The 24,006-nt window shown below is 55.8% G+C and carries 18 protein-coding genes; 11 read left to right on the top strand and 7 right to left on the bottom strand.

Annotation, left to right across the window (positions count from 1 at the left end; all coding sequences use genetic code 11):
- Position 1: 1 nt before the first annotated feature.
- Complete coding sequence (cspD, locus tag PYR66_15575) at positions 2 to 223, bottom strand: cold shock-like protein CspD (protein WEF26729.1); 222 nt, start codon at positions 221 to 223, stop codon at positions 2 to 4.
- A 325-nt stretch (positions 224 to 548) separates the two neighbouring features.
- Between cspD and clpS the strand changes: the two genes are divergently transcribed.
- Together clpS and clpA are read left to right on the top strand one after the other, a co-directional pair.
- Positions 549 to 866: an ATP-dependent Clp protease adapter ClpS gene (gene clpS, locus PYR66_15570; protein WEF26728.1), complete on the top strand. Its 318-nt coding sequence runs from the start codon at positions 549 to 551 to the stop codon at positions 864 to 866.
- A gap of 30 nt (positions 867 to 896) precedes the next feature.
- Positions 897 to 3,176 (top strand): ATP-dependent Clp protease ATP-binding subunit ClpA, encoded by a 2,280-nt coding sequence (clpA, locus tag PYR66_15565; protein WEF26727.1) that lies wholly within the window; start codon positions 897 to 899, stop codon positions 3,174 to 3,176.
- 189 nt (positions 3,177 to 3,365) lie between these two features.
- Here the strand turns inward: clpA and infA are convergent, their stop codons facing one another.
- The 5 genes from infA to trxB form a co-directional block, all read right to left on the bottom strand.
- On the bottom strand, positions 3,366 to 3,584 hold the full coding sequence (gene infA / locus PYR66_15560; GenBank protein ID WEF26726.1) for a translation initiation factor IF-1: 219 nt from the start codon (positions 3,582 to 3,584) through the stop codon (positions 3,366 to 3,368).
- Between the two features lie 359 nt (positions 3,585 to 3,943).
- Positions 3,944 to 4,648: a leucyl/phenylalanyl-tRNA--protein transferase gene (aat, locus tag PYR66_15555; protein WEF26725.1), complete on the bottom strand. Its 705-nt coding sequence runs from the start codon at positions 4,646 to 4,648 to the stop codon at positions 3,944 to 3,946.
- Positions 4,649 to 4,689: 41 nt separating this feature from the next.
- Positions 4,690 to 6,411 carry a cysteine/glutathione ABC transporter ATP-binding protein/permease CydC gene (gene cydC, locus PYR66_15550; protein WEF26724.1) on the bottom strand — a complete coding sequence of 574 codons (1,722 nt, stop codon included), beginning with the start codon at positions 6,409 to 6,411 and terminating at the stop codon, positions 4,690 to 4,692.
- Positions 6,412 to 8,178 (bottom strand): cysteine/glutathione ABC transporter permease/ATP-binding protein CydD, encoded by a 1,767-nt coding sequence (gene cydD / locus PYR66_15545; protein WEF26723.1) that lies wholly within the window; start codon positions 8,176 to 8,178, stop codon positions 6,412 to 6,414.
- Between the two features lie 114 nt (positions 8,179 to 8,292).
- The gene (gene trxB / locus PYR66_15540; GenBank protein WEF26722.1) at positions 8,293 to 9,261 is read right to left on the bottom strand and encodes a thioredoxin-disulfide reductase; all 969 of its coding nucleotides are present in this window, start codon (positions 9,259 to 9,261) and stop codon (positions 8,293 to 8,295) included.
- A gap of 533 nt (positions 9,262 to 9,794) precedes the next feature.
- Here trxB and lrp point away from each other — a divergent pair.
- The 9 genes from lrp to PYR66_15495 all read left to right on the top strand — a co-directional run bounded on the left by lrp (position 9,795) and on the right by PYR66_15495 (position 23,514).
- Positions 9,795 to 10,289 (top strand): leucine-responsive transcriptional regulator Lrp, encoded by a 495-nt coding sequence (lrp, locus tag PYR66_15535; GenBank protein WEF26721.1) that lies wholly within the window; start codon positions 9,795 to 9,797, stop codon positions 10,287 to 10,289.
- Between the two features lie 135 nt (positions 10,290 to 10,424).
- Positions 10,425 to 14,489 (top strand): DNA translocase FtsK, encoded by a 4,065-nt coding sequence (gene ftsK, locus PYR66_15530; GenBank protein ID WEF26720.1) that lies wholly within the window; start codon positions 10,425 to 10,427, stop codon positions 14,487 to 14,489.
- A gap of 122 nt (positions 14,490 to 14,611) precedes the next feature.
- A complete protein-coding gene (gene lolA / locus PYR66_15525) occupies positions 14,612 to 15,223 on the top strand; it encodes an outer membrane lipoprotein chaperone LolA (protein ID WEF26719.1) in 612 nt (203 codons plus the stop codon).
- 8 nt (positions 15,224 to 15,231) lie between these two features.
- Positions 15,232 to 16,575, top strand: coding sequence for a replication-associated recombination protein RarA (rarA, locus tag PYR66_15520; GenBank protein WEF26718.1), 1,344 nt, complete (start codon positions 15,232 to 15,234; stop codon positions 16,573 to 16,575).
- A gap of 92 nt (positions 16,576 to 16,667) precedes the next feature.
- Positions 16,668 to 17,960 (top strand): serine--tRNA ligase, encoded by a 1,293-nt coding sequence (gene serS / locus PYR66_15515; protein ID WEF26717.1) that lies wholly within the window; start codon positions 16,668 to 16,670, stop codon positions 17,958 to 17,960.
- A 200-nt stretch (positions 17,961 to 18,160) separates the two neighbouring features.
- Positions 18,161 to 20,599 carry a dimethylsulfoxide reductase subunit A gene (gene dmsA / locus PYR66_15510; GenBank protein ID WEF26716.1) on the top strand — a complete coding sequence of 813 codons (2,439 nt, stop codon included), beginning with the start codon at positions 18,161 to 18,163 and terminating at the stop codon, positions 20,597 to 20,599.
- 10 nt (positions 20,600 to 20,609) lie between these two features.
- Entirely contained in the window at positions 20,610 to 21,227 is a 618-nt protein-coding gene (gene dmsB / locus PYR66_15505) for a dimethylsulfoxide reductase subunit B (GenBank protein WEF26715.1), read from the top strand.
- A 1-nt stretch (position 21,228) separates the two neighbouring features.
- Positions 21,229 to 22,092: a dimethyl sulfoxide reductase anchor subunit gene (locus tag PYR66_15500; protein WEF26714.1), complete on the top strand. Its 864-nt coding sequence runs from the start codon at positions 21,229 to 21,231 to the stop codon at positions 22,090 to 22,092.
- 273 nt (positions 22,093 to 22,365) lie between these two features.
- Positions 22,366 to 23,514: an MFS transporter gene (locus tag PYR66_15495; protein ID WEF26713.1), complete on the top strand. Its 1,149-nt coding sequence runs from the start codon at positions 22,366 to 22,368 to the stop codon at positions 23,512 to 23,514.
- Positions 23,515 to 23,554: 40 nt separating this feature from the next.
- Here PYR66_15495 and PYR66_15490 read toward each other — a convergent pair whose 3' ends face one another.
- Entirely contained in the window at positions 23,555 to 23,992 is a 438-nt protein-coding gene (locus PYR66_15490; protein WEF26712.1) for a PTS sugar transporter subunit IIA, read from the bottom strand.
- Between the last annotated feature and the right edge of the window lie 14 nt (positions 23,993 to 24,006).

Raw genomic sequence — 24,006 nt, 5'->3', positions numbered from 1 at the left:
GTTATGCAGCCGCTTCTGCTTCCACAGGAACAATCACGCTGGCGTGATTGCCTTTTGGCCCCAGGTGAACATCAAACCGAACGGCTTGCCCGGCTTTTAGCGTTCTGTAACCATCCATCTGGATGGTGGAGTAATGGGCGAAAATGTCTTCGCCGCCGCCCTCAGGGCAAATGAAACCGAACCCTTTGGCATTGTTGAACCACTTAACAGTACCCATTTCCATACTTCGACATCCTTCGTAAATCTTTATAAGTAAGATGGAATGAACCGGTAGGGGAGTCACGAGTTGTTCAATTGCTCGCCAACTCTCGCCAGTACAATTTAGAGAAATACGGAAATGCGTCAAGCAATTGACGAGGTGGAACGGTGAAAAATGCGTCAAAATTTGAAGCAGTTAACGCTATTGCTGGGGAATGTGACAGGCGTCGCGGATGGAAGCAATAGATGATAGTTATCTATGATCTATTGTAGATTGGCAACGTACATAACCTCTGGTCATCGACAGGCCGCCGCCTGTTGGCAACAGCAACCGATGATGAACATTGACGATGAGTAAGAGAGATTGGCTGGACTTCGATCAACTGGTAGAAGATGAAGTTCGTGATGCGCTTAAACCACCATCTATGTATAAAGTGATATTAGTCAATGATGACTACACTCCAATGGAGTTTGTTATTGACGTGTTACAAAAATTCTTTTCTTATGATGTAGAACGTGCAACGCAACTGATGCTGACGGTTCACTATCAAGGTAAAGCGATTTGCGGTGTTTTCACCGCCGAAGTCGCGGAAACCAAAGTCGCTATGGTGAACCAGTACGCGAAGGAGAACGAGCATCCATTGCTGTGTACGCTAGAGAAAGCCTGATTACAGGCATGAAAATTGGGGGAGGTGCCTATGCTCAATCAAGAACTGGAACTCAGTTTAAACATGGCTTTCGCCAGAGCGCGTGAGCACCGTCATGAGTTTATGACCGTCGAGCACTTGTTGCTGGCTCTGCTCAGCAACCCCTCGGCGCGCGAAGCGCTGGAAGCCTGTTCCGTGGACCTGGTCGCTTTACGTCAGGAACTTGAAGCCTTCATCGAACAGACCACTCCCGTCCTTCCGGCTACGGAAGAAGAGCGAGACACCCAGCCGACGCTAAGCTTCCAGCGCGTGCTGCAGCGTGCGGTTTTCCACGTCCAATCCTCCGGTCGCAGCGAAGTTACCGGCGCTAACGTCCTGGTCGCAATTTTCAGCGAGCAGGAGTCGCAGGCCGCCTATCTGTTGCGTAAACATGAAGTCAGCCGCCTTGATGTGGTGAATTTCATCTCTCACGGCACGCGCAAAGACGAGCCCAGCCAGCCTTCCGAGAACAACGCAAGCCAGCCGGGTAACGAGGAGCAAGCAGGCGGGGAGGATCGTATGGAAAACTTCACCACCAATCTTAACCAGCTTGCGCGCGTGGGCGGTATCGATCCGCTGATCGGCCGTGATAAAGAGCTGGAGCGTGCGATTCAGGTACTGTGCCGCCGCCGTAAGAACAACCCGCTGCTGGTGGGGGAGTCCGGCGTTGGTAAAACCGCGATTGCCGAAGGGCTTGCCTGGCGTATCGTGCAGGGCGATGTGCCGGAAGTGATGGCTGACTGCACCATTTACTCGCTGGATATTGGCTCGCTGCTGGCGGGGACCAAATATCGCGGTGATTTCGAAAAACGGTTTAAAGCGCTGCTGAAACAGCTTGAGCAGGATACCAACAGTATTCTGTTTATCGACGAGATCCATACGATCATCGGCGCAGGCGCGGCCTCCGGCGGCCAGGTCGATGCCGCAAACCTGATCAAACCGCTGCTTTCCGGCGGCAAGATCCGGGTCATCGGCTCCACGACCTACCAGGAGTTCAGCAACATCTTCGAGAAAGATCGTGCTCTGGCGCGCCGTTTCCAGAAAATCGACGTCACCGAACCTTCCGTGGAAGAGACGGTACAGATTATCAACGGCCTGAAGCCGAAGTACGAAGCGCACCACGATGTGCGTTATACCGCTAAGGCGGTGCGTGCGGCGGTCGAACTGGCGGTGAAATATATCAACGATCGTCATCTGCCGGATAAGGCAATCGACGTGATTGACGAAGCGGGCGCGCGGGCGCGGTTGATGCCAGCCAGCAAGCGTAAGAAAACGGTCAATGTGGCGGATATTGAATCCGTGGTGGCACGCATCGCGCGTATCCCTGAGAAGAGCGTTTCTCAGAGCGATCGCGATACGCTGAAAAACCTCGGCGACCGTCTGAAAATGCTGGTCTTTGGTCAGGATAAAGCGATTGAAGCACTGACTGAAGCCATCAAGATGGCGCGTGCCGGGCTTGGTCACGACCATAAACCTGTTGGTTCCTTCCTGTTCGCCGGGCCGACCGGGGTAGGCAAAACCGAAGTGACCGTACAGCTGGCGAAGGCGCTGGGGATTGAGCTGCTGCGTTTTGATATGTCCGAGTATATGGAACGTCATACCGTCAGCCGTCTGATTGGCGCCCCTCCGGGATATGTTGGTTTCGATCAAGGCGGGCTGCTGACCGATGCGGTGATTAAACATCCGCACGCGGTACTGTTGCTTGATGAGATCGAAAAAGCGCACCCGGATGTCTTCAACCTGCTGCTGCAGGTGATGGATAACGGTACGTTGACCGATAACAACGGTCGTAAAGCGGACTTCCGTAACGTGGTGCTGGTGATGACCACCAACGCCGGGGTGCGGGAAACTGAACGTAAATCGATTGGCCTTATCCAGCAGGACAACAGTCCGGACGCGATGGATGAGATCAAGAAGATCTTTACGCCGGAGTTCCGCAACCGTCTCGACAACATTATCTGGTTCGATCACCTGTCTACCGCGGTGATCCACCAGGTGGTTGATAAGTTTATCGTCGAGCTGCAGGTTCAGCTGGATCAGAAAGGCGTGTCGCTGGAAGTGAGTCAGGAAGCGCGTGATTGGCTGGCTGAGAAGGGCTATGACCGGGCAATGGGCGCACGTCCGATGGCGCGCGTGATTCAGGATAATCTGAAGAAACCGTTGGCAAATGAGTTGCTGTTTGGCTCGCTGGTGGACGGCGGTCAGGTTACCGTGGAGTTGGATAAAGCCAACAACGTGCTGACTTACGGCTTCCATAGCGCGCAGAAACACAAGCCGGAAGCGGCGCATTAATATCTTCTGAATTGTTCAGTGATAAAGACCGGGTTGGTGACAGCCCGGTCTTTTTTTATCAGGCGAAAAGCAATACTGCCCTTATTTATCGCAATCCACGCAGCATCGTTTTAACGTCAGAGTGATAGAAATGAAAAGACCGGGCATTAGCCCGGTCTTCAGCATCTGACGCCTTAACGGCGGAAACAATTAGCGACTACGGAAGACAATGCGGCCTTTGCTCAGGTCGTACGGGGTCAGCTCAACAGTCACTTTGTCGCCCGTCAGAATGCGGATGTAGTTTTTACGCATTTTACCGGAAATATGCGCAGTTACCACGTGACCGTTTTCCAGTTCTACGCGGAACATAGTGTTAGGCAACGTTTCAAGTACGGTGCCCTGCATTTCAATATTGTCTTCTTTGGCCATCTAGTCCTCTGGGGTATCACTACCGTAGTTTTGAACCGGCAAGATAATGCCGAAGTTCATCAAGTATGTAAAGTTTTACGTATACCCTAAATAACTCGCGTTGCAGACAGGCGGTAAATAATTGAACGCCGCTAGCGCCTGCAGCTTAACGTATGACGGGTATAAATCGCCGAAGTAGTTTTGGCGCATTGCCCGGAATACACACGGTTTAACCGTATGACAGGCGCAAACGTAAAGGGCAGTGACAGAACGATGGGCGTTATCTGACTCTTATTATTCCCAAACGGCGGCGGGGCAACAGGCAGAAGCTACTCTACCGCGCAATTATACCACCGCGCTAAGAAATGTGCTGAAAACATTTACCCGTTACCGGTAAATAGCACCCGAGGCACCCAAAATCGCTCTGGTAAGCGGTAGGTGCGTAATACCGACAGATAATCGAGGTAATCGCGGCGGGGGATTTCAATCGCGCCTAAAGAGGCCGTATGCGCGTTCAGCACCTGGCAGTCAATTAACCGGCCGCCATCCTGAGCAAACGCCTGGCAGAAGATCATCAGCGCGGTTTTGGAAGCATTTTCCGCTCGGCTGAACATCGACTCGCCGCAAAACAGCGCGCCCTGCGCCACGCCGTACATCCCACCGACCAGCGTCTCGCCATCCCATACTTCAACCGAGTGGGCATGCCCCAGCTCATGCAGTTGGTGATAAGCCTGCATGATGCCGGAGGTGATCCAGGTGCCTTCATCACGATGGCTGGCGCAGCCTTCGATAACCTGACCGAAGGCATGATTGAGCGTTACCCGATACGGTGAGCGTTGATGGAAGCGTTTCATACTGCGGCTAAAGTGAAATTGTTCCGGCCACAGCACGGCGCGTGGGTCGGGCGACCACCATAAGATCGGATCGCCTGGGGAAAACCAGGGAAAAATACCGCGCTGATAGGCCATCAGCAGGCGGGCAGGGCTGAGATCGCCTCCCAGCGCCAGCAGGCCGTTCGGTTCACGCAGGGCGCCTTCCGGGGAAGGGAAGGCGATAGAGTGGCGAGAAAGCTGAACCAGACGCATTTTTAACCTCAATACGCACCAGGCAATTGTTCAATAGTAGCTTACAGACGTTGCTTAAACTGGTAATAACGCCCCTGTTTCGCCAGCAGCTCTGCGTGACTACCTTGCTCAATAATCTGTCCGTTGTCCATGACAATTATCTGATTAAAACGCGCCAGTCCGCGCAGGCGGTGGGTGACCATCAATACGGTCTTTTCCTGCATCACTTCAGCAAGTAAATCAAGGATCTGGCTTTCGGTTGTCGCATCCAGTCCTTCCGTGGGCTCATCAAGCAGCATCAGCGGCGCGTCGTGCAGCAGCGCGCGGGCGATAGCCAGGCGGCGCAGCTCGCCGCCGGAGAGTTGACGACCGCCTTCGCCAAGCCAGCTGTTCAGACCGCCATCTTCCAGCAGTTTGTCCAGACCGACGCGTTCCAGCGTATCGGTAAGCTGGGCATCACTGGCCTGCGGCGCGGCGAGCAGCAGGTTATCGCGCAGAGTCGCGCTGAACAGGTGCACCCGCTGCGGCACAACGCTCATTGCCTGACGCAGCGTGGTTTCAGACAGTTCACCGATCGGCTGGCCATTCAGCTGAATTTGGCCGTTGGCCGGGTCCCAGGCGCGGGTCAGTAACTGTAACAGGGTCGACTTACCGCAGCCGGTACGGCCAAGAATCGCAATATGATCCCCAGCCGTCACTTGCAAGGAGATATTTTGCAGCGCCGCTGCCGGCTGCTGAGGGTAGGTGAAGGTGACCTGATCCAGCGTCAGCGCAACCTGGGTGAAGGTTTGCGGCGTTTGCTGGGTGAAGGTGACTTCCGGCTGCTGCTCGGTGATTTGCGTAATGCGACGCGCGGAGGCGATCACTTGCCCGAGGTGCTGGAATGCGCCGGTCACCGGCGCCAGCGCTTCGAATGCCGCTAAAGCACAGAATACAAACAGTGCGATCAGCGCGCCTGGTTGACTGTTGCCGCCGACGCCATCGGAGGCCAGCCACAACATCGCGATCACTGCGACTCCGCCAATCAGCAGCATTAGCGCCTGTGACAGGGCGGTCAGCTCGGCCTGGCGACGCTGAGCCTCCTGCCAACGCTGCTCGGTTTTTTCCATTTGCGCGCGGTAACGGTCACTGGCGTTAAACAACATCAACTCGGCTTGTCCCTGCAGCCAGGAGGTCAGCTGCTGGCGATACTGTCCGCGCAGTTGGGTGATATTTTCCCCGGTGGGTTTACCGGCACGGTAGAACAGCGGCGGCAACAGCAGCAGCGTTGCCAGCATGATGCCGCCGAGCGTGAGCGCCAGGGTGACGTCAAGTATGCTTAACCCGGCGGTCACCACCAGAATGACGACCAGCGCGCCGATTAGCGGCGAGATCACGCGCAGATAGAGGTGATCCAGCGTGTCGACATCGGCGACGACGCGGTTGAGCAACTCGCCCTGACGAAAGCGCGCCAGACCGGCTGGGGAGAGGGGCAGTAGTTTGCTAAAGGTGGAGACGCGCAGGTGCTGTAAAACGCGGAAGGTCGCATCATGGCTGACCAGACGTTCGAAGTAGCGACCCGCGGTGCGAATAATTGCCGCGCCGCGCACGCCCGCGGCCGGCAGCATGTAGTTAAAGCTGTAGATACCGGCGACGCCGACCACCGCCGAGGCGGAGAGGAACCAGCCGGAGAGCGTCAGCAAGCCGATACTCGCTAGCAGGGTGACGATCGCCAACACGACGCCGAGAGTCAGCAGCCATTTGTGGCGTTTGTACAGCGCCAGATAGGGTAACAGTGCGCGCATTTAAATCTCCTCCTGGCGATGGGCAAGCAGCGTCGCAAAAGCGCCGCCAGCGGCAGCGAGTTGCGCATAGTTACCTTGTTCGACAATCTGACCATTCTGCATCACCCAGACAGCATCCCACTCCGCAATTCCCTCCAGTTGGTGGGTGACCATCAGCGTGGTCTGTTGGGTCGAGGCGTCAGACAACGCCTGCATGACGCGTTGCTCGCTATGGGCATCGAGGCTGGCCGCGGGTTCATCAAGCAGGAGCAGGCGACAGGGCAGCAGTAGCGCGCGGGCTACGGCAATGCGCTGGGCCTGGCCGACCGATAGCCGACCAGCCTGATCGCCGACAGGGGTGTTAATACCTTGCGGCAGTTGGGTGATAAATTCGCTTACCCAGGCCTTATCCAGGGCCAGCTGCAGCTGAGCCTCCGTGGCTTCCGGCCACGCCAGCAAGACGTTTTCACGCAGGGTGGCGGCAGGCAGTTGCGGATTCTGGCCCACCCAGCTAATCAGGCAACGCCAGCGTTCAGCATCAAGATCGCGCAGCTCCACGCCGTTAACCAGCAGCGAACCTTCATAGGGAAGAAAACCGGTCAGCGTATTCAGCAGCGAGCTTTTACCGGAACCGCTCTGACCTACCAGCACCACGCGCTCGCCAGCGCGCAGGGTAAAGTTGAGCGGCCCCGCCAGCGTTTTGCCATCAGGCGATTTAACGATGAGCTCGCGGGCTTCAAGGCTAATGAGCTCGTTGTCGCTTAACGTTTTCTCACCACGTTCGGCCTGCGCCAGCGGAGTTTCCATAAAGGTCTTCAGACTATCCGCCGCGCCGATGGCCTGAGCCTTGGCGTGATAAAACGTACCTAAATCACGTAGCGGCTGAAAGAACTCCGGCGCCAGAATCAGGGTCAGGAAACCCGACATCAGGGTAACGCCGACGCCGTAGTGGCCGAAGTTCAGCTCGCCAAGATAGGAGAAACCGAAATAGACCGCGACCAGTGCGATGGAGAGTGAAGTGAAGAACTCAAGCACGCCTGAGGAAAGAAAGGCCAGGCGCAGAACTTCCATCGTCCGCTGGCGGAAATCTTGCGATGCGTCGCGGATGTTGTTGATTTCCGCCTCGCCGCGATTGAACAAGCGCAGTGTTTCCATGCCGCGCAGGCGGTCGAGGAAGTGGCCGCTAAGACGCCCAAGGGCGAGGAAGTTTCGTCGGTTAGCGTCGGCGGCGCCCATGCCCACCAGCGCCATAAACAGCGGAATGAGCGGGGCAGTCCCAAGCAAAATCAGCGCCGCTGCCCAGTTGCTGGGGAAAATAGTGATAACAATCAACAGCGGCACGCAGGCCGCCAGCGTCATCTGTGGTAGATAGCGCGCGTAGTAATCATGCATATCATCGATTTGTTCGAGGATAAGCGTTGCCCAACTCCCGGCGGGCTTCCCCTGAATCCAGGTGGGGCCTGCCTGCTGGAGGCGGTCCAGTACCTGGCGGCGAATTTCATAACGGATATGCTGCCCGGCATGAAAGCCGACGCGTTCGCGCAGCCACACCACCCAGGCGCGCAGGATCAACACCAGCGCCAGCAGAGTAAACGGCAGCAGCAGCGCCGTAGCCGGAATATTCTCCATAATCATGCGGTGCAGGATCCGCGCCAGGAACCACGCCTGAGCGACGATCAGCAGACCGCTCGCGACGCCTAACAGGCGAGAAATCATCAACCAGCGACGGGAGATAATGCTTTTTTCTTTTAACCAGCGGGTTAACTCTTGTTGACGGGTTTTATTCATTGCGCGCTTTGCAGGTGTCGTTATGAGATTTTTGGGCACGGCAATGTTACAACGAGGCAAAAATAAAGGCGACTTTTCGTCGCCTTCTTTACCTTTGTTACTGACTTGTAAAGATTATTTGCTCGCGTCAGCTAAACCATCGAGATAACGTTCTGCGTCCAGCGCCGCCATACAGCCGGTGCCGGCGGAAGTAATCGCCTGACGGTAGATATGGTCCATCACGTCGCCAGCAGCGAAGACGCCAGGGATGCTGGTCTGAGTGGCGTTGCCGTGGATGCCGGATTGCACTTTGATATAACCGTTTTCCAGCGCCAGTTGATCGGCGAAAATCGCGGTGTTCGGGCTGTGGCCGATGGCGACGAACAGGCCGGCGACATCCAGTGATTCGACGTTATCGCTGTTTTGGGTGTCGCGCAGACGCAGGCCGCTGACGCCCATCTGGTCGCCGGTGACCTCTTCCAGAGTGCGATCGGTGTGCAACACGATGTTGCCGCTTTCCACTTTGTCCATCAGACGCTTAATTAGGATCTTTTCTGCGCGGAACGAATCGCGACGGTGGATCAGATGTACTTCGGAAGCGATGTTCGACAGATACAGCGCTTCTTCAACTGCGGTGTTGCCGCCGCCGATGACCGCGACTTTCTGGTTGCGATAGAAGAAACCGTCACAGGTGGCGCAGGCGGAGACGCCGCGGCCTTTAAATGCTTCTTCTGAAGGCAGACCCAGATAACGCGCGGAAGCGCCGGTGGCGATGATCAGCGCATCACAGGTGTATTCGCCGCTGTCGCCGACAAGGCGGAATGGACGGTTTTGCAGATCGACGCTGCTGATATGATCGAAAATAATCTCAGTTTCAAACTTGGCGGCATGCTCGTGCATGCGTTCCATCAGAAGCGGACCGGTCAGATCGTTCGGGTCGCCCGGCCAGTTTTCCACTTCAGTCGTGGTGGTCAGCTGACCGCCTTTTTCCATGCCGGTAATCAGTACCGGCTGCAGGTTTGCGCGCGCAGCATAGACCGCCGCGGTATATCCCGCAGGTCCAGAACCAAGAATAAGCAGTTTACTGTGTTTGGCTGTGCCCATGAGATCCCCATATTTTATTGGCATACATTGGTCTGGATTGTAGGGAATTTGTTGTCGTAAAAAAAGAGCGCAGCGATTTTGTTAACGATATGTGCAATAGAACCCGCCGATGGATTGGCGATTTAACGAGCGAAAAATATAATTAATTCTACTGTAAGCGGCCTGATTATAAGATGAAAACATGAGATTCGACGGGGGTTGATGATGAATATCTGGCATCTTGTACTAAAAATCGATGTTTTGCTTTGACAATCCCCTGTGCTTTTGCGAAAACATTCATGGAAGAAGAAAAGCAGTGTTTCGCGTGCGGCGAATTTTCATGCACGCAAATGCCATTTTTATCCGGGTCAACGAAATCTACGCATGGTGTGGACAGACGCCATACGTGATGTCGGTGACTGCCGTCAGGCAACGGGCTTCTCACGTACCCCTGGGTTTACTCAACGTCGTACGGGTAATAACGGGATGGGCTCTGGCAGTGAAGGCACAGAGTCAGAACAGGAGTAGGGAAGGAATACAGAGAGACAATAATAATGGTAGATAGCAAGAAACGCCCTGGCAAAGATCTCGACCGCATCGATCGTAACATTCTGAACGAATTGCAGAAAGACGGGCGTATTTCCAACGTCGAGCTTTCTAAACGGGTGGGACTTTCTCCGACGCCTTGCCTTGAGCGCGTGCGTCGACTGGAAAGACAGGGTTTTATTCAGGGCTATACGGCGCTGCTCAACCCGCATTATCTGGACGCATCACTTCTGGTATTTGTTGAGATTACTCTGAATCGTGGTGCGCCGGATGTGTTTGAGCAATTTAACGCCGCAGTGCAAAAACTTGAAGAAATTCAAGAGTGTCATCTGGTATCTGGTGATTTCGACTATCTGTTGAAAACCCGCGTACCGGACATGTCAGCGTATCGTAAATTGCTGGGCGAAACCCTGCTGCGCCTGCCGGGCGTAAACGACACCCGTACCTACGTGGTAATGGAAGAAGTCAAGCAGAGTAATCGTCTGGTAATCAAGACGCGCTAACACGGAACAGGTGCAAAATCGACGTAGTTTGATTACACTCCTGTTAATCCATACAGCAACAGTGCCGGGGAGACCCGGCGCTGTTGTCCGTTTTAGCAGCAGGCAGGAAATTGCCTGATACCTGGAGAGCCTTTCTTGAGCCAGGAATACACCGAAGACAAAGAAGTCAAACTTACGAAGCTAAGCAGCGGGCGCCGGGTTCTTGAGGCGTTGCTCATCCTTTGCTCTCTTTTTGCCATCTGGCTGATGGCGGCATTACTGAGCTTTAATCCATCCGATCCCAGTTGGTCGCAGACCGCCTGGCATGAACCTATCCATAATCTGGGCGGCATGCCCGGAGCATGGCTGGCGGACACGTTATTTTTCATCTTTGGCGTAATGGCGTACACCATTCCTGTCATCATCGTTGGCGGTTGTTGGTTCGCATGGCGTCATCAGGAAAATGACGAGTATGTCGATTATTTCGCCGTCTCGCTGCGTCTGATCGGCGCGCTGGCGCTCATCCTCACCTCCTGCGGGCTGGCGGCGATCAATGCCGATGATATCTGGTACTTCGCCTCCGGCGGGGTGATCGGCAGCCTGTTAAGTACAACCCTGCAACCGTTGCTGCACAGCAGTGGCGGCACCATTGCGCTGCTTTGTATCTGGGCGGCCGGTTTAACGCTGTTTACCGGTTGGTCATGGGTTAGCATTGCGGAAAAACTGGGCGGCGGCATTCTCTCTATTCTGACCTTCGCCAGCAATCGTACCCGTCGGGACGACACCTGGGTTGACGAAGGTGAGTACGAAGATGATGAAGACGAGTATGACGAGGCCGAGCATCCGCAGGAATCACGTCGCGCCCGCATCTTACGTAGCGCGCTGGCGCGCCGTAAGCGGCTGGCTGAAAAATTCGCCAACCCGATGGGGCGTAAAACGGATGCCGCGTTGTTCTCCGGCAAACGAATGGATGACGAGGAAGAGGTGCACTACAGTGCTAACGGCGCGCCTGTTACTACCGATGATGTACTGTTCTCCGGCGCTAGCGCTGTGCGCCCGGGCGATGTAGACCCTTACGATCCGCTGCTGAACGGCCATACCGTGGCCGCCCCGGTTAGCGTTGCGGCCACAGCGCCGCAGGCTTGGGCGGAGCCGGGAGTAGGGCAGGCATACCAGCCTGAGTACGCGCCACAGCAGCCGCCGATGTATCAGCCGGAAGCGGGGCATCCGCAGCAACAGGCGTATCAGCCTGAGTACGCGCCGCAGCAGCCGCCGATGTATCAGCCGGAAGCAGGACATCCGCAGCAGCAGGCATACCAGCCTGAGTACGCGCCACAGCAGCCGCCGATGTATCAGCCGGAAGCAGGACATCCGCAGCAGCAGGCATACCAGCCTGAGTACGCGCCACAGCAGCCGCCGATGTATCAGCCGGAAGCAGGACACCCGCAGCAGCAGGCATACCAGCCTGAGTACGCGCCGCAGCAGCCGCCGATGTATCAGCCGGAAGCGGGACATCCGCAGCAGCAGGCATACCAGCCTGAGTACGCGCCGCAGCAGCCGCCGATGTATCAGCCGGAAGCGGGACATCCGCAGCAACAGGCGTATCAGCCTGAGTACGCGCCGCAGCAGCCGACATATCATCAGGATCCGGCGCCTGCCGTTGAGCCTGAAGTGCCTCAGGAAGAAGCTAAGCGTCCGCCGATGTATTACTTCGAGGAAGTAGAAGAGAAGCGTGCGCGTGAGCGTGAACTGCTGGAATCCTGGTATCAGCCAATCCCTGAGCCGGCAAGCCCGGTGGCGACCAAACCATTAACGCCGCCGACAGCGCCATCCATGCCGTCAGTGGATGCTGCCGCCGTAACGGCGGTTGCCGCTGGCGTCCATCAGGCAACGACAGCTGGCGCCGCTGCAGCCGTCGCCTCCTCGGCATCAACGGTGGCTTCTGCCGCCGCCGACGCGGCGCCGCTCTTTAGCCCGGCGTCCAGCGCTCCGCGTGTTCAGGTCAAAGAAGGTATTGGTCCGCAACTTCCGCGTCCAAATCGCGTTCGCGTACCGACGCGCCGGGAGCTGGCCTCTTATGGTATTAAGCTGCCGTCGCAGCGTATCGCTGAAGAACGCGCGCGTCAGGCCGAGCTTGAACATCACTATGATAACGAGCCGCTGAGCGATGAAGAAGCCGATGCGCTGGAGCAGGATGAACTGGCACGCCAGTTTGCCGCCACCCAGCAGCAGCGTTACGGTGAGACCTACGAATCCGAAAGCGATGAGCAGGACGAAGACGCCGCCGCCGAAGCGGAGCTGGCACGCCAGTTTGCCGCGACTCAACAGCAGCGCTACGCCAGCGAACAACCGCCGGGAGCCAATCCTTTTTCACCGGCGGACTATGAATTCTCGCCGATGAAAACGCTGGTTAATGAAGGGCCGAGCGAGCCGCTGTTTACGCCGACGCCGGAAGTACAGCCGCAGCAGCCAACCCAGCAATATCAGCAACCTGTGCCGCCGCAGCCGTCTTATCAAACCGCGCCGCCGCAGCCAGCTCAGCATCAGCAGGCTTATCAGCCAGTGCAACAGCCGCCGCAGCAGCCAATGCAACAACAGCCGCCAATGCAGCAGCCACTCGCCCCGCAGGGTTATCAGCAGCCGCAGCAGGCTGCTCAACCGCCAGCGCCGCAGCCGCAGGATAGTCTGATTCACCCGCTGCTGATGCGCAATGGCGATAGCCGTCCGCTGCAAAGGCCGACGACGCCGCTGCCATCATTGGATCTGCTGACGCCGCCGCCGAGCGAAATTGAGCCGGTTGATACTTTTGCGCTTGAGCAGATGGCGCGACTGGTTGAAGCGCGTCTGGCCGATTTCCGGATTAAAGCGGATGTGGTGAACTACTCGCCAGGTCCGGTCATCACTCGCTTTGAGCTGAACCTGGCGCCGGGCGTGAAGGCCGCGCGTATCTCTAACCTGTCGCGCGATCTTGCTCGCTCACTGTCTACCGTCGCGGTACGTGTGGTGGAAGTTATTCCTGGCAAACCGTACGTTGGTCTGGAATTGCCGAATAAAAAACGCCAGACCGTGTACCTGCGCGAAGTGCTCGACTGTCCGAAATTCCGCGAGAACCCATCACCGCTGACCGTGGTGCTGGGTAAAGATATCGCCGGCGATCCGGTCGTGGCCGATCTGGCGAAAATGCCGCACCTGCTGGTTGCTGGTACCACCGGTTCCGGTAAATCCGTCGGCGTTAATGCCATGATCCTCAGCATGCTCTACAAAGCACAGCCGGAAGATGTGCGTTTCATCATGATCGACCCGAAAATGCTTGAGCTGTCGGTGTATGAAGGTATTCCTCACCTGCTGACGGAAGTGGTCACCGACATGAAAGACGCGGCTAATGCGCTGCGCTGGAGCGTCAACGAGATGGAACGTCGCTACAAGCTGATGTCAGCGCTGGGCGTGCGTAACCTGGCGGGCTACAACGAGAAGATCGCGGAAGCCGCGCGTATGGGACGTCCGATCCCGGATCCGTACTGGAAACCGGGCGACAGCATGGACGCCGTTCATCCGGTGCTGGAAAAACTGCCGTACATTGTGGTGTTGGTGGATGAATTCGCCGATCTGATGATGACCGTTGGTAAGAAGGTTGAAGAGCTGATTGCGCGTCTGGCGCAGAAAGCGCGTGCGGCGGGTATTCACCTGGTGCTGGCGACGCAGCGTCCATCGGTTGACGTGATTACCGGTCTTATCAAGGCCAACATTCCGACACGCATCGCCTTTACCGTATCGAGCAAAATTGACTCGCGTACCATTCTTGATCAGGGCGGCGCCGAGTCGCTGCTGGGTATGGGCGATATGCTCTATTCCGGGCCGAACTCCACGATGCCAGTTCGTGTTCACGGCGCATTTGTTCGTGACCAGGAAGTGCATGCGGTGGTTCAGGACTGGAAAGCGCGCGGTCGGCCGCAATATGTTGACGGCATCACCTCCGATACCGAAAGCGAAGGCGGCGGCGGTGGCTTTGATGGCGGCGAAGAGTTGGATCCGCTGTTCGATCAGGCGGTCAACTTTGTAACCGAGAAACGTAAAGCATCGATTTCCGGGGTACAGCGCCAGTTCCGTATTGGTTACAACCGCGCAGCGCGAATCATCGAACAGATGGAAGCGCAGGGTATTGTCAGCGAACAGGGCCATAATGGTAACCGTGAAGTCCTGGCGCCACCGCCGTTCGAGTAAGTGCAAAGTTCGGTAAATAAGCGCAAAATCAGCCTGTTCTGCTGTTCCGTCGCGGTTGACGGCTCTACATTAGGAACAGAACAGGCTCCCGCGTCGGGAGTGACGCACAATAAGGATCAACAATGAAGAAACTTGCAATCACCTGTGCATTACTGTCTGGCTTCGTCGTAAGTCAGGTTTGGGCAGACGCCGCTGGCGATTTAAAAAGCCGCCTGGATAAAGTCAGCAGCTTCCACGCCAGCTTCACCCAGAAAGTCACCGATGCAAGTGGTAATGCCGTGCAGGACGGGCAGGGCGATCTGTGGGTGAAACGCCCGAACCTGTTCAACTGGCACATGACCCAGCCGGATGAAAGCATCCTGGTTTCCGATGGTAAAACGTTGTGGTTTTACAACCCATTTGTTGAGCAGGCAACCGCGACCTGGCTGAAAAACGCCACCAGCAATACGCCGTTTATGCTGATTGCTCGCAACCAGTCTGCTGACTGGCAACAGTACAACATCAAGCAAAACGGGGATGATTTTGTGCTGACGCCGAAAAGCGGCAGCGGCAACCTGAAGCAGTTCACGATCAATGTGGGTCGTGACGGCACTATCCATCAGTTCAGCGCCGTCGAGCAGGACGACCAGCGCAGCAGCTACCAGCTGAAGTCGCAGCAGAATGGCGCCGTCGACGCATCTAAGTTCACCTTTACGCCGCCGCAAGGGGTTACGGTGGACGATCAACGTAAATAGAGGCGAATGTGAGCAACTTTTCGCTCGATTTTTCCGACAATGCGTTTCAACCTCTGGCCGCTCGTATGCGGCCAGAAAATTTAGCGCAGTACATTGGCCAGCAACACCTGCTGGCGCCGGGTAAACCGCTGCCGCGGGCGATTGAAGCCGGGCATCTGCACTCGATGATCCTCTGGGGACCGCCGGGTACCGGCAAAACAACCCTGGCGGAAGTCATTGCCCGCTATGCCAACGCCGATGTTGAACGCATCTCGGCGGTGACCTCCGGCGTGAAGGAGATCCGCGAGGCTATTGAACGCGCGCGGCAAAACCGCAACGCCGGCCGGCGGACAATCCTGTTTGTCGATGAGGTGCATCGCTTTAATAAAAGCCAGCAGGATGCGTTCTTGCCGCACATTGAAGATGGCACTATCACCTTTATTGGCGCCACGACCGAAAACCCCTCCTTTGAGCTTAACTCCGCGTTACTCTCCCGTGCTCGCGTTTATTTACTGAAATCGCTGACCACAGAAGATATTGAGCAGGTTCTCAACCAGGCAATGGGCGATAACGCGCGTGGCTACGGCGGGCAAGATATTGTCCTGCCGGATGAGACGCGTAAGGCCATTGCCGAACTGGTGAACGGCGATGCGCGCCGGGCGCTGAATACGCTGGAAATGATGGCCGATATGGCCGAAAACGACGATTCGGGCAAGCGGGTACTGAAAGCGGAACTGCTGACTGAAATCGCGGGTGAGCGCAGCGCGCGTTTTGATAATAAAGGCGACCGTTTTTACGATCTCATTTCCGCACTGCATAAGTCGGTACGTGGTAGCGCGCCGGATGCGGCGCTGTACTGGTATGCGCGGATCATTACCGCGGGCGGCGACCCGCTGTACGTTGCTCGTCGTTGTCTGGCTATCGCGTCGGAAGATGTTGGTAATGCCGACCCGCGCGCCATGCAGGTGGCGATTTCCGCGTGGGATTGCTTTACTCGCGTTGGGCCGGCAGAGGGGGAGCGGGCCATCGCTCAGGCGATTGTTTATCTGGCCTGCGCGCCGAAAAGCAACGCGGTCTATACCGCCTTTAAGGCAGCGCTGGCCGATGCTCGCGAGCGCCCTGATTACGACGTGCCGGTTCATTTACGTAATGCGCCGACTAAGCTGATGAAAGAGATGGGCTACGGTCAGGAGTATCGCTACGCGCACGATGAACCCAACGCTTACGCCGCTGGCGAGCAGTACTTCCCGCAGGAAATGGCGCAAACGCGCTATTATCAGCCAACAAACAGAGGCCTTGAGGGCAAAATCGCTGAAAAGCTCGCCTGGCTTGCCGAACAGGATCAAAATAGCCAGATAAAACGCTACCGCTAATTGTGGCGTTGCGGTAAGGTTATTACCTATATTTCCGTGGCCGTAGTTTGCGGCCACTTTTCCTTTTTAAATTCGATAAGCACAGGATAAGCATGCTCGATCCCAATCTGCTGCGTACCGAGCCAGACGCAGTCGCAGAAAAACTGGCACGCCGGGGCTTTAAGCTGGATGTAGATAAACTGTGCGCTCTTGAAGAGCGTCGTAAAGTTCTGCAGGTACAAACCGAAAACCTGCAGGCGGAGCGTAACTCCCGATCGAAATCCATTGGCCAGGCGAAAGCGCGCGGGGAAGATATCGAGCCATTACGCCTGGAAGTGAACAAACTTGGTGAACAGCTGGATGCCGCGAAGTCTGAGCTGGAAGCGCTGCTGGCGGAAATCCGCGATATCGCGCTGGCTATCCCAAACATTCCGCATGATGACGTGCCGGTTGGCCGTGACGAAAACGACAACGTTGAAGTCAGCCGCTGGGGGACGCCGCGCCAGTTCGATTTCGACGTGCGCGACCATGTGACTCTGGGTGAAATGCATGGGGGGCTGGATTTTGCCGCCGCGGTTAAGCTGACGGGCTCCCGTTTCGTGGTGATGAAAGGTCAACTGGCCCGTCTGCATCGCGCGCTGGCGCAGTTCATGCTCGACCTGCACACCGAACAGCATGGCTATAGTGAAAACTATGTTCCGTATCTGGTGAACCAGGATACGCTGTATGGTACCGGACAGCTGCCGAAATTCGCCGGCGATTTGTTCCATACTCGTCCGTTGGAAGAAGAAGCCGACAGCAGCAACTACGCGTTGATCCCGACGGCGGAAGTGCCGCTGACCAACCTGGTTCGCGACGAAATCATCGACGAAGACGATCTGCCGATCAAAATGACCGCTCATACGCCGTGCTTCCGTTCTGAAGCCGGTTCTTATGGTCGTGATACCCGTGGTCTGATCCGTATGCACCAGTTCGATAAAGTTGAAATGGTTCAGATCGTACGCCCGGAAGATTCCATGGCGGCGCTGGAAGAGATGACCGGCCATGCGGAGAAAGTCCTGCAGTTGCTGGGTCTGCCGTATCGTAAGGTGGCGCTGTGTACTGGTGATATGGGCTTCAGCGCCTGTAAAACCTATGATCTGGAAGTGTGGGTTCCGGCGCAGGATACCTATCGCGAGATCTCTTCCTGCTCCAACGTCTGGGATTTCCAGGCGCGTCGTATGCAGGCTCGCTGCCGCAGCAAGTCCGATAAGAAAACCCGTCTCGTTCATACTCTGAACGGTTCTGGTCTGGCGGTTGGTCGTACGCTGGTGGCCCTGATGGAAAACTATCAGCAGGCCGATGGCCGTATTGAGATCCCGGAAGTACTGCGCCCGTATATGCGCGGTCTTGAATACATCGGTTAATCTTTTCTCCCCCTTCTTTAAAAGCGCCTACGGGCGCTTTTTTTACACCCTTATTGATACCGGGCAATAATCCATTCAGTGAATCCGGTGATACTCCCTTTGGATTAAATCAGCATAAAAAACCAATAAAGTTTAAATTCGTTATATATATAACTATATAACGGTTGTCAGTTTATTGTGAGCAACCAAAGCGAGTATCCATGAAAATCAAAGCCCCCGATGCTTTACTGGCTGCCGAAGTAAGCCGACGTGGTTTAATGAAAACCACGGCGATTGGCGGCCTGGCGATGGCCAGCAACGCATTTACTTTACCCTTTACGCGTATTGCGCATGCCGCTGATACGCTGGCGCCGATAAGCGAAAAGGTTGTCTGGAGCGCATGTACCGTCAACTGCGGCAGCCGCTGCCCGCTGCGTATGCATGTGGTTGATGGCACGATTAAATACGTAGAAACGGATAATACCGGTGATGATAACTACGATGGTCTGCATCAGGTTCGCGCCTGCCTGCGAGGCCGTTCAATGCGCCGCCGGGTCTATAACCCTGACCGCCTGAAATACCCGATGAAGCGCGTTGGCAAACGCGGCGAAGGTAAATTCGAGCAAATCAGCTGGGATGAGGCGTTTGACATCATCGCCAGCAATATGCAGCGCCTGATTAAAGATTACGGTAACGAATCTATTTATCTGAACTACGGCACCGGCACCCTCGGCGGCACCATGACCCGCTCCTGGCCACCGGGAAAAACCCTGATCGCCCGCCTGATGAACTGCTGCGGCGGTTATCTTAACCATTACGGCGACTACTCGTCCGCGCAGATTGCCGCGGGCCTGAACTACACCTACGGTGGTTGGGCGGATGGCAACAGCCCATCGGATATTGAAAATAGCCAACTGGTGGTGCTGTTCGGCAATAACCCTGGCGAAACGCGCATGAGCGGTGGCGGGGTGACTTATTACCTTGAGCAGGCGCGGCAGAAATCCAACGCCCGCATGATTATCGTCGATCCGCGCTATACCGATACCGGCGCCGGGCGCGAAGATGAATGGATCCCGATCCGTCCAGGAACCGACGCGGCACTGATTTCAGCGCTGGCGTGGGTCATGATTACTGAAAATCTGGTTGATCAACCGTTCCTCGATAAATACTGCGTAGGATACGACGAGAAAACCTTGCCCGCCGATGCTCCAGCCAATGGCCACTACAAGGCTTACATTCTTGGACAAGGCTCCGACGGTATTGCTAAAACGCCGGAATGGGCATCCACCATTACCGGGATTCCGCGTGAGCGCATCGTGAAACTAGCGCGTGAGATAGCGACGGCGAAACCGGCCTATATCAGCCAGGGCTGGGGTCCGCAGCGTCACGCTAACGGTGAAATCGCTACCCGCGCTATCTCTATGTTGGCCATTCTGACCGGTAACGTTGGGATCAATGGTGGTAACAGCGGCGCGCGTGAAGGCTCCTATGACCTGCCTTTCGAACGTATGCCGACGCTGGAAAACCCGGTAGAGACTAGCATCTCGATGTTTATGTGGACCGATGCGATTGAGCGCGGCCCGGAAATGACTGCGCTACGCGATGGCGTACGCGGCAAAGATAAACTCGACGTGCCGATCAAAATGATCTGGAACTATGCTGGTAACTGCCTGATTAACCAGCACTCCGAGATCAACCGCACGCACGAAATCCTGCAGGATGACAAGAAGTGCGAAATGATCGTGGTGATCGACTGCCATATGACCTCGTCAGCGAAATATGCCGATATTCTGCTACCGGATTGCACCGCCTCCGAGCAGATGGATTTCGCGCTGGATGCCTCCTGCGGCAACATGTCCTACGTCATCTTTACCGATCAGGCTATCAAACCGCGTTTCGAGTGCAAAACCATCTATGAGATGACCAGTGAACTGGCGAAACGCCTTGGCGTGGCGGAGAAGTTTACCGAAGGCCGTACTCAGGAAGGTTGGATGCGCTACCTGCATGAACAGTCGCGCAAAGCGATTCCCGACCTCCCGGATTTTGATACCTTCCGCAAGCAGGGGATTTACAAGCAGCGCGACCCGGAAGGGCATCATGTGGCGTACAAGGCCTTCCGTGACGATCCGCAGGCCAACCCGTTGACTACCCCATCGGGTAAGATCGAAATCTACTCGCAGGAGTTGGCGAAAATCGCCGCTACCTGGGAGTTGCCGGAAGGCGATGTGATCGATCCGTTGCCGATCTACACCCCTGGCTTTGAAAACTACAACGATCCGTTGGCCGCGAAGTATCCGCTGCAATTGACCGGTTTCCACTACAAGGCGCGCGTTCACTCGACCTACGGCAACGTGGATGTTCTTAAGGCTGCCTGCCGTCAGGAAATGTGGATTAACCCGATCGATGCGCAGAAACGCGGTATCGCTAACGGCGACCGCATTCGTATCTTTAACGACCGTGGCGAAGTCCATATCGAAGCGAAAGTGACGCCGCGCATGATGCCGGGCGTCGTCGCGCTGGGCGAGGGGGCCTGGTATAACCCGGATGCATCGCGGGTGGATCAAGCGGGCAGCATTAACGTGCTGACGACCCAACGTCCATCGCCGCTGGCGAAAGGCAACCCATCGCATACCAACCTGGTCCAGGTTGAAAAGCTGTAAGGAGTAACCGATGACAACTCAATATGGATTTTTTATCGATTCCGCCCGTTGCACCGGTTGCAAAACCTGCGAGCTGGCCTGTAAAGACTACAAGAACCTGACGCCGGACGTCAGCTTCCGCCGCATTTATGAATATGCCGGCGGGGACTGGCAGGAGGACAACGGCGTCTGGAACCAGAACGTTTTTGCCTATTACCTCTCCATCGCCTGCAACCATTGCGAAGACCCGGCCTGTACCAAAGTCTGTCCGAGCGGGGCGATGCACAAGCGCGAAGACGGTTTTGTGGTGGTCAACGAAGAGGTCTGCATTGGTTGCCGCTACTGCCATATGGCCTGCCCGTACGGCGCGCCGCAGTACAACGCCGCCAAAGGTCACATGACCAAGTGCGATGGGTGCCACGAGCGCGTGGCGGAAGGCAAGAAACCTGTCTGCGTCGAATCCTGCCCGCTACGCGCGCTGGACTTCGGGCCGATTGCCGAACTGCGTGAAAAACATGGCCAACTGGCCGCCGTCGCGCCGTTGCCGTCGGCGCGCTTCACGAAGCCGAGCATCGTCATTAAACCTAACGCCAACAGCCGCCCGTGCGGCGATACCACCGGCTATCTGGCTAATCCGAAGGAGGTCTAAAATGGGAAATGGATGGCATGAATGGCCGTTGATGATCTTCACGGTCTTTGGGCAATGCGTCGCTGGCGGTTTTATCGTTCTGGCGCTGGCGTTAATGAAAGGTAATCTTTCGCGTGAGCAGCAACAGCGGGTGATTATGAGCATGTTCGGCCTGTGGGTGCTGATGGGAATCGGGTTTATCGCCTCGACCATGCACCTTGGTTCGCCGATGCGTGCGTTTAACTCGCTGAACCGCGTCGGCGCTTCATCGTTAAGTAATGAAATCGCCAGTGGGGCGATCTTCTTCGCCGTCGGCGGGATTGGCTGGCTGCTAGCGGCGGTGAACAAGCTGCCGTCTGGTTTGCGTAACCTGTGGCTGGTGGCGACGATGATCCTTGGCGTCATTTTCGTCTGGATGATGGTGCGCGTTTATAACACCATTGATACCGTACCCACCTGGTACACCATCTGGACGCCGCTTAACTTCTTCCTGACTCTGTTTATCGGCGGGCCGTTGCTGGGTAGCTTGCTGCTGCGCATCGCCGGTGTCGAAGGCTGGGCAATGCGTTTACTACCGGTGGTGATGCTAGTGGCGCTGACGGTCAGTGTGACTGTTGCGCTTATTCAGGGTAGTGAACTGGCGACGATCCATAGTTCGATTCAACAGGCTTCGGCGCTGGTGCCGGATTACGGTTCTTTAATGGCCTGGCGTGTGGTTGCACTGGTGCTGGCGCTAGTCTGTTGGATTGCACCGCAGCTTAAAGGTTATCAACCCGCGCTGCCGTTACTGGGGCTGGCGTTTATCCTGGTGCTGGTCGGAGAAATGATTGGTCGTGGCGTATTCTACGGTCTACATATGACCGTAGGTATGGCTATCGCCAGTTAATAAGATTTTATCACGCCGGAAGGGTATTCCGGCGTGATTAAAAAATGCTGTCGATTCATGAAATTTTTCTACTGATATTCCCGCCATCGTTTTCTAATAAATTAATAAAAACAATGGAATAATATAAAGAATAATTCCGTTACCGCTCCGCTGGATAAAAAACTTCTATCGTTGCCCTGAAAACCGCGTCAGGCCTGATTCCAGGTGGATTGACAATGTTTACAGCAGTGGCATGATGCGCACGAAATCTGAACTTCCTCACGGTTTATACCCATGACCATCTACACTCGGCCAGTGCAAATGTTGCTCTGTGGCCTGCTTCTGTTGACGCTGGCAATCGCGGTTTTAAATACGCTTGTCCCGCTTTGGCTCGCCCATGAAAATATGCCGACCTGGCAGGTCGGGATGGTCGGTTCCTCCTATTTCAGCGGTAACCTGGTGGGGACGTTATTTGCCGGTTGGATCATTAAACGTCTGGGGTTTAACCGTAGCTACTATCTGGCGTCATTAATTTTCGCCGTCGGCTGTGTTGGGCTCGGTATTACCATCGGTTTCTGGACGTGGCTGAGCTGGCGTTTTATCGCTGGTGTCGGTTGCGCGATGATTTGGGTGGTGGTAGAAAGCGCGCTGGTGTGCAGCGGGACTTCGCGCAGCCGGGGTCGCCTGCTGGCGGCCTATATGATGGTGTATTACGTTGGTACCGTACTGGGCCAGCTGATGGTCAGCAAACTACCGACTGATTTAATGAGCGTGCTGCCCTGGGTCACCGGTCTGGCGCTAGCGGCGATCCTGCCGCTGCTGTTTACGCGTATCATGAGTCAGGCTAATGAATCGCATGAAACCGTGCGTATCTGGCCGATGCTTAAGCTGCGTCAGGCGCGCCATGGCGTTAATGGCTGTATTATCTCCGGGATTGTGCTGGGCTCGTTGTACGGCCTGATGCCGCTGTGGTTGAACCACCAGGGCGTTAGCGATTCTGGTATCGGTTTCTGGATGGCAGTGATGGTTAGCGCCGGGATCCTCGGACAGTGGCCGGTCGGTCGCCTCGCTGACCGCTATGGTCGTCTGTTGGTTCTGCGTGTTCAGGTTTTCATCGTGATACTGGGTTGTCTGGCGATGCTCAGCCAGGCGGCGATGGCGCCAGCGCTTTTCGTGCTCGGCGCGTCGGGCTTCACGCTGTATCCGGTAGCGATGGCCTGGGCCTGCGAGAAAGTTGAACATCATCAGTTGGTGGCGATGAACCAGGCGCTGCTGATGAGCTATACCATCGGCAGCCTGCTGGGGCCGACCCTGACGGCGATGCTGATGCAGAACTTCTCTGACAATCTGCTGTTTATCATGATAGCCAGCGTATCGTTTATCTATCTGTTGACTCTGCTGCGCAAAGCTGGTCATCACCCGACGCCGGTGGCGCACGCCTGATTTTCTTAAAGAATAACCGAGGGAATATCTCCCTCGGTTATTAATGAGAAGCAATAAGCGCTTCAAACTGAGCCTGATTTTGAATCGAGGTGAATCTCTGTAGCCTGTCCTCCTCATCCAGCCAGCAGACTAACCGCTGGATTGTCTGAATATGCTGTTCGCTATCAGCCGCCGCCAGTATGACTATCAGCCGCACACCGGGATGGCCGGGAAAATCAACGGGTTCACCGCAGCAAAGCAGCGAAAGCGCGCTGTTTCTGCTCAGGACACCTTCTTCCGGACGGGCGTGCGGTAGTGCAAATGCCGGGCTCAATATGTACCAGGGACCATCCAGATCCGTGGCGTTGATAATTGCCTGGGCATAACTTTCGGTGATTTTTCCTTGCTGTTCGAGAGGACGACAGGCGAGCTGAACGGCGCAGCGCCAGTTCAGATGACTTCGGGTGAACTGGCAGGCAGAAAATAACGCATTTTCCATATAGATCCCTTTAT

It is taken from the genome of Klebsiella aerogenes (genome assembly GCA_029027985.1).
GTDB lineage: Bacteria > Pseudomonadota > Gammaproteobacteria > Enterobacterales > Enterobacteriaceae > Klebsiella > Klebsiella aerogenes_A.
The sequence above is the reverse complement of the archived record's forward strand: the minus strand, read 5'-3'. Positions and strand labels throughout refer to the sequence as shown.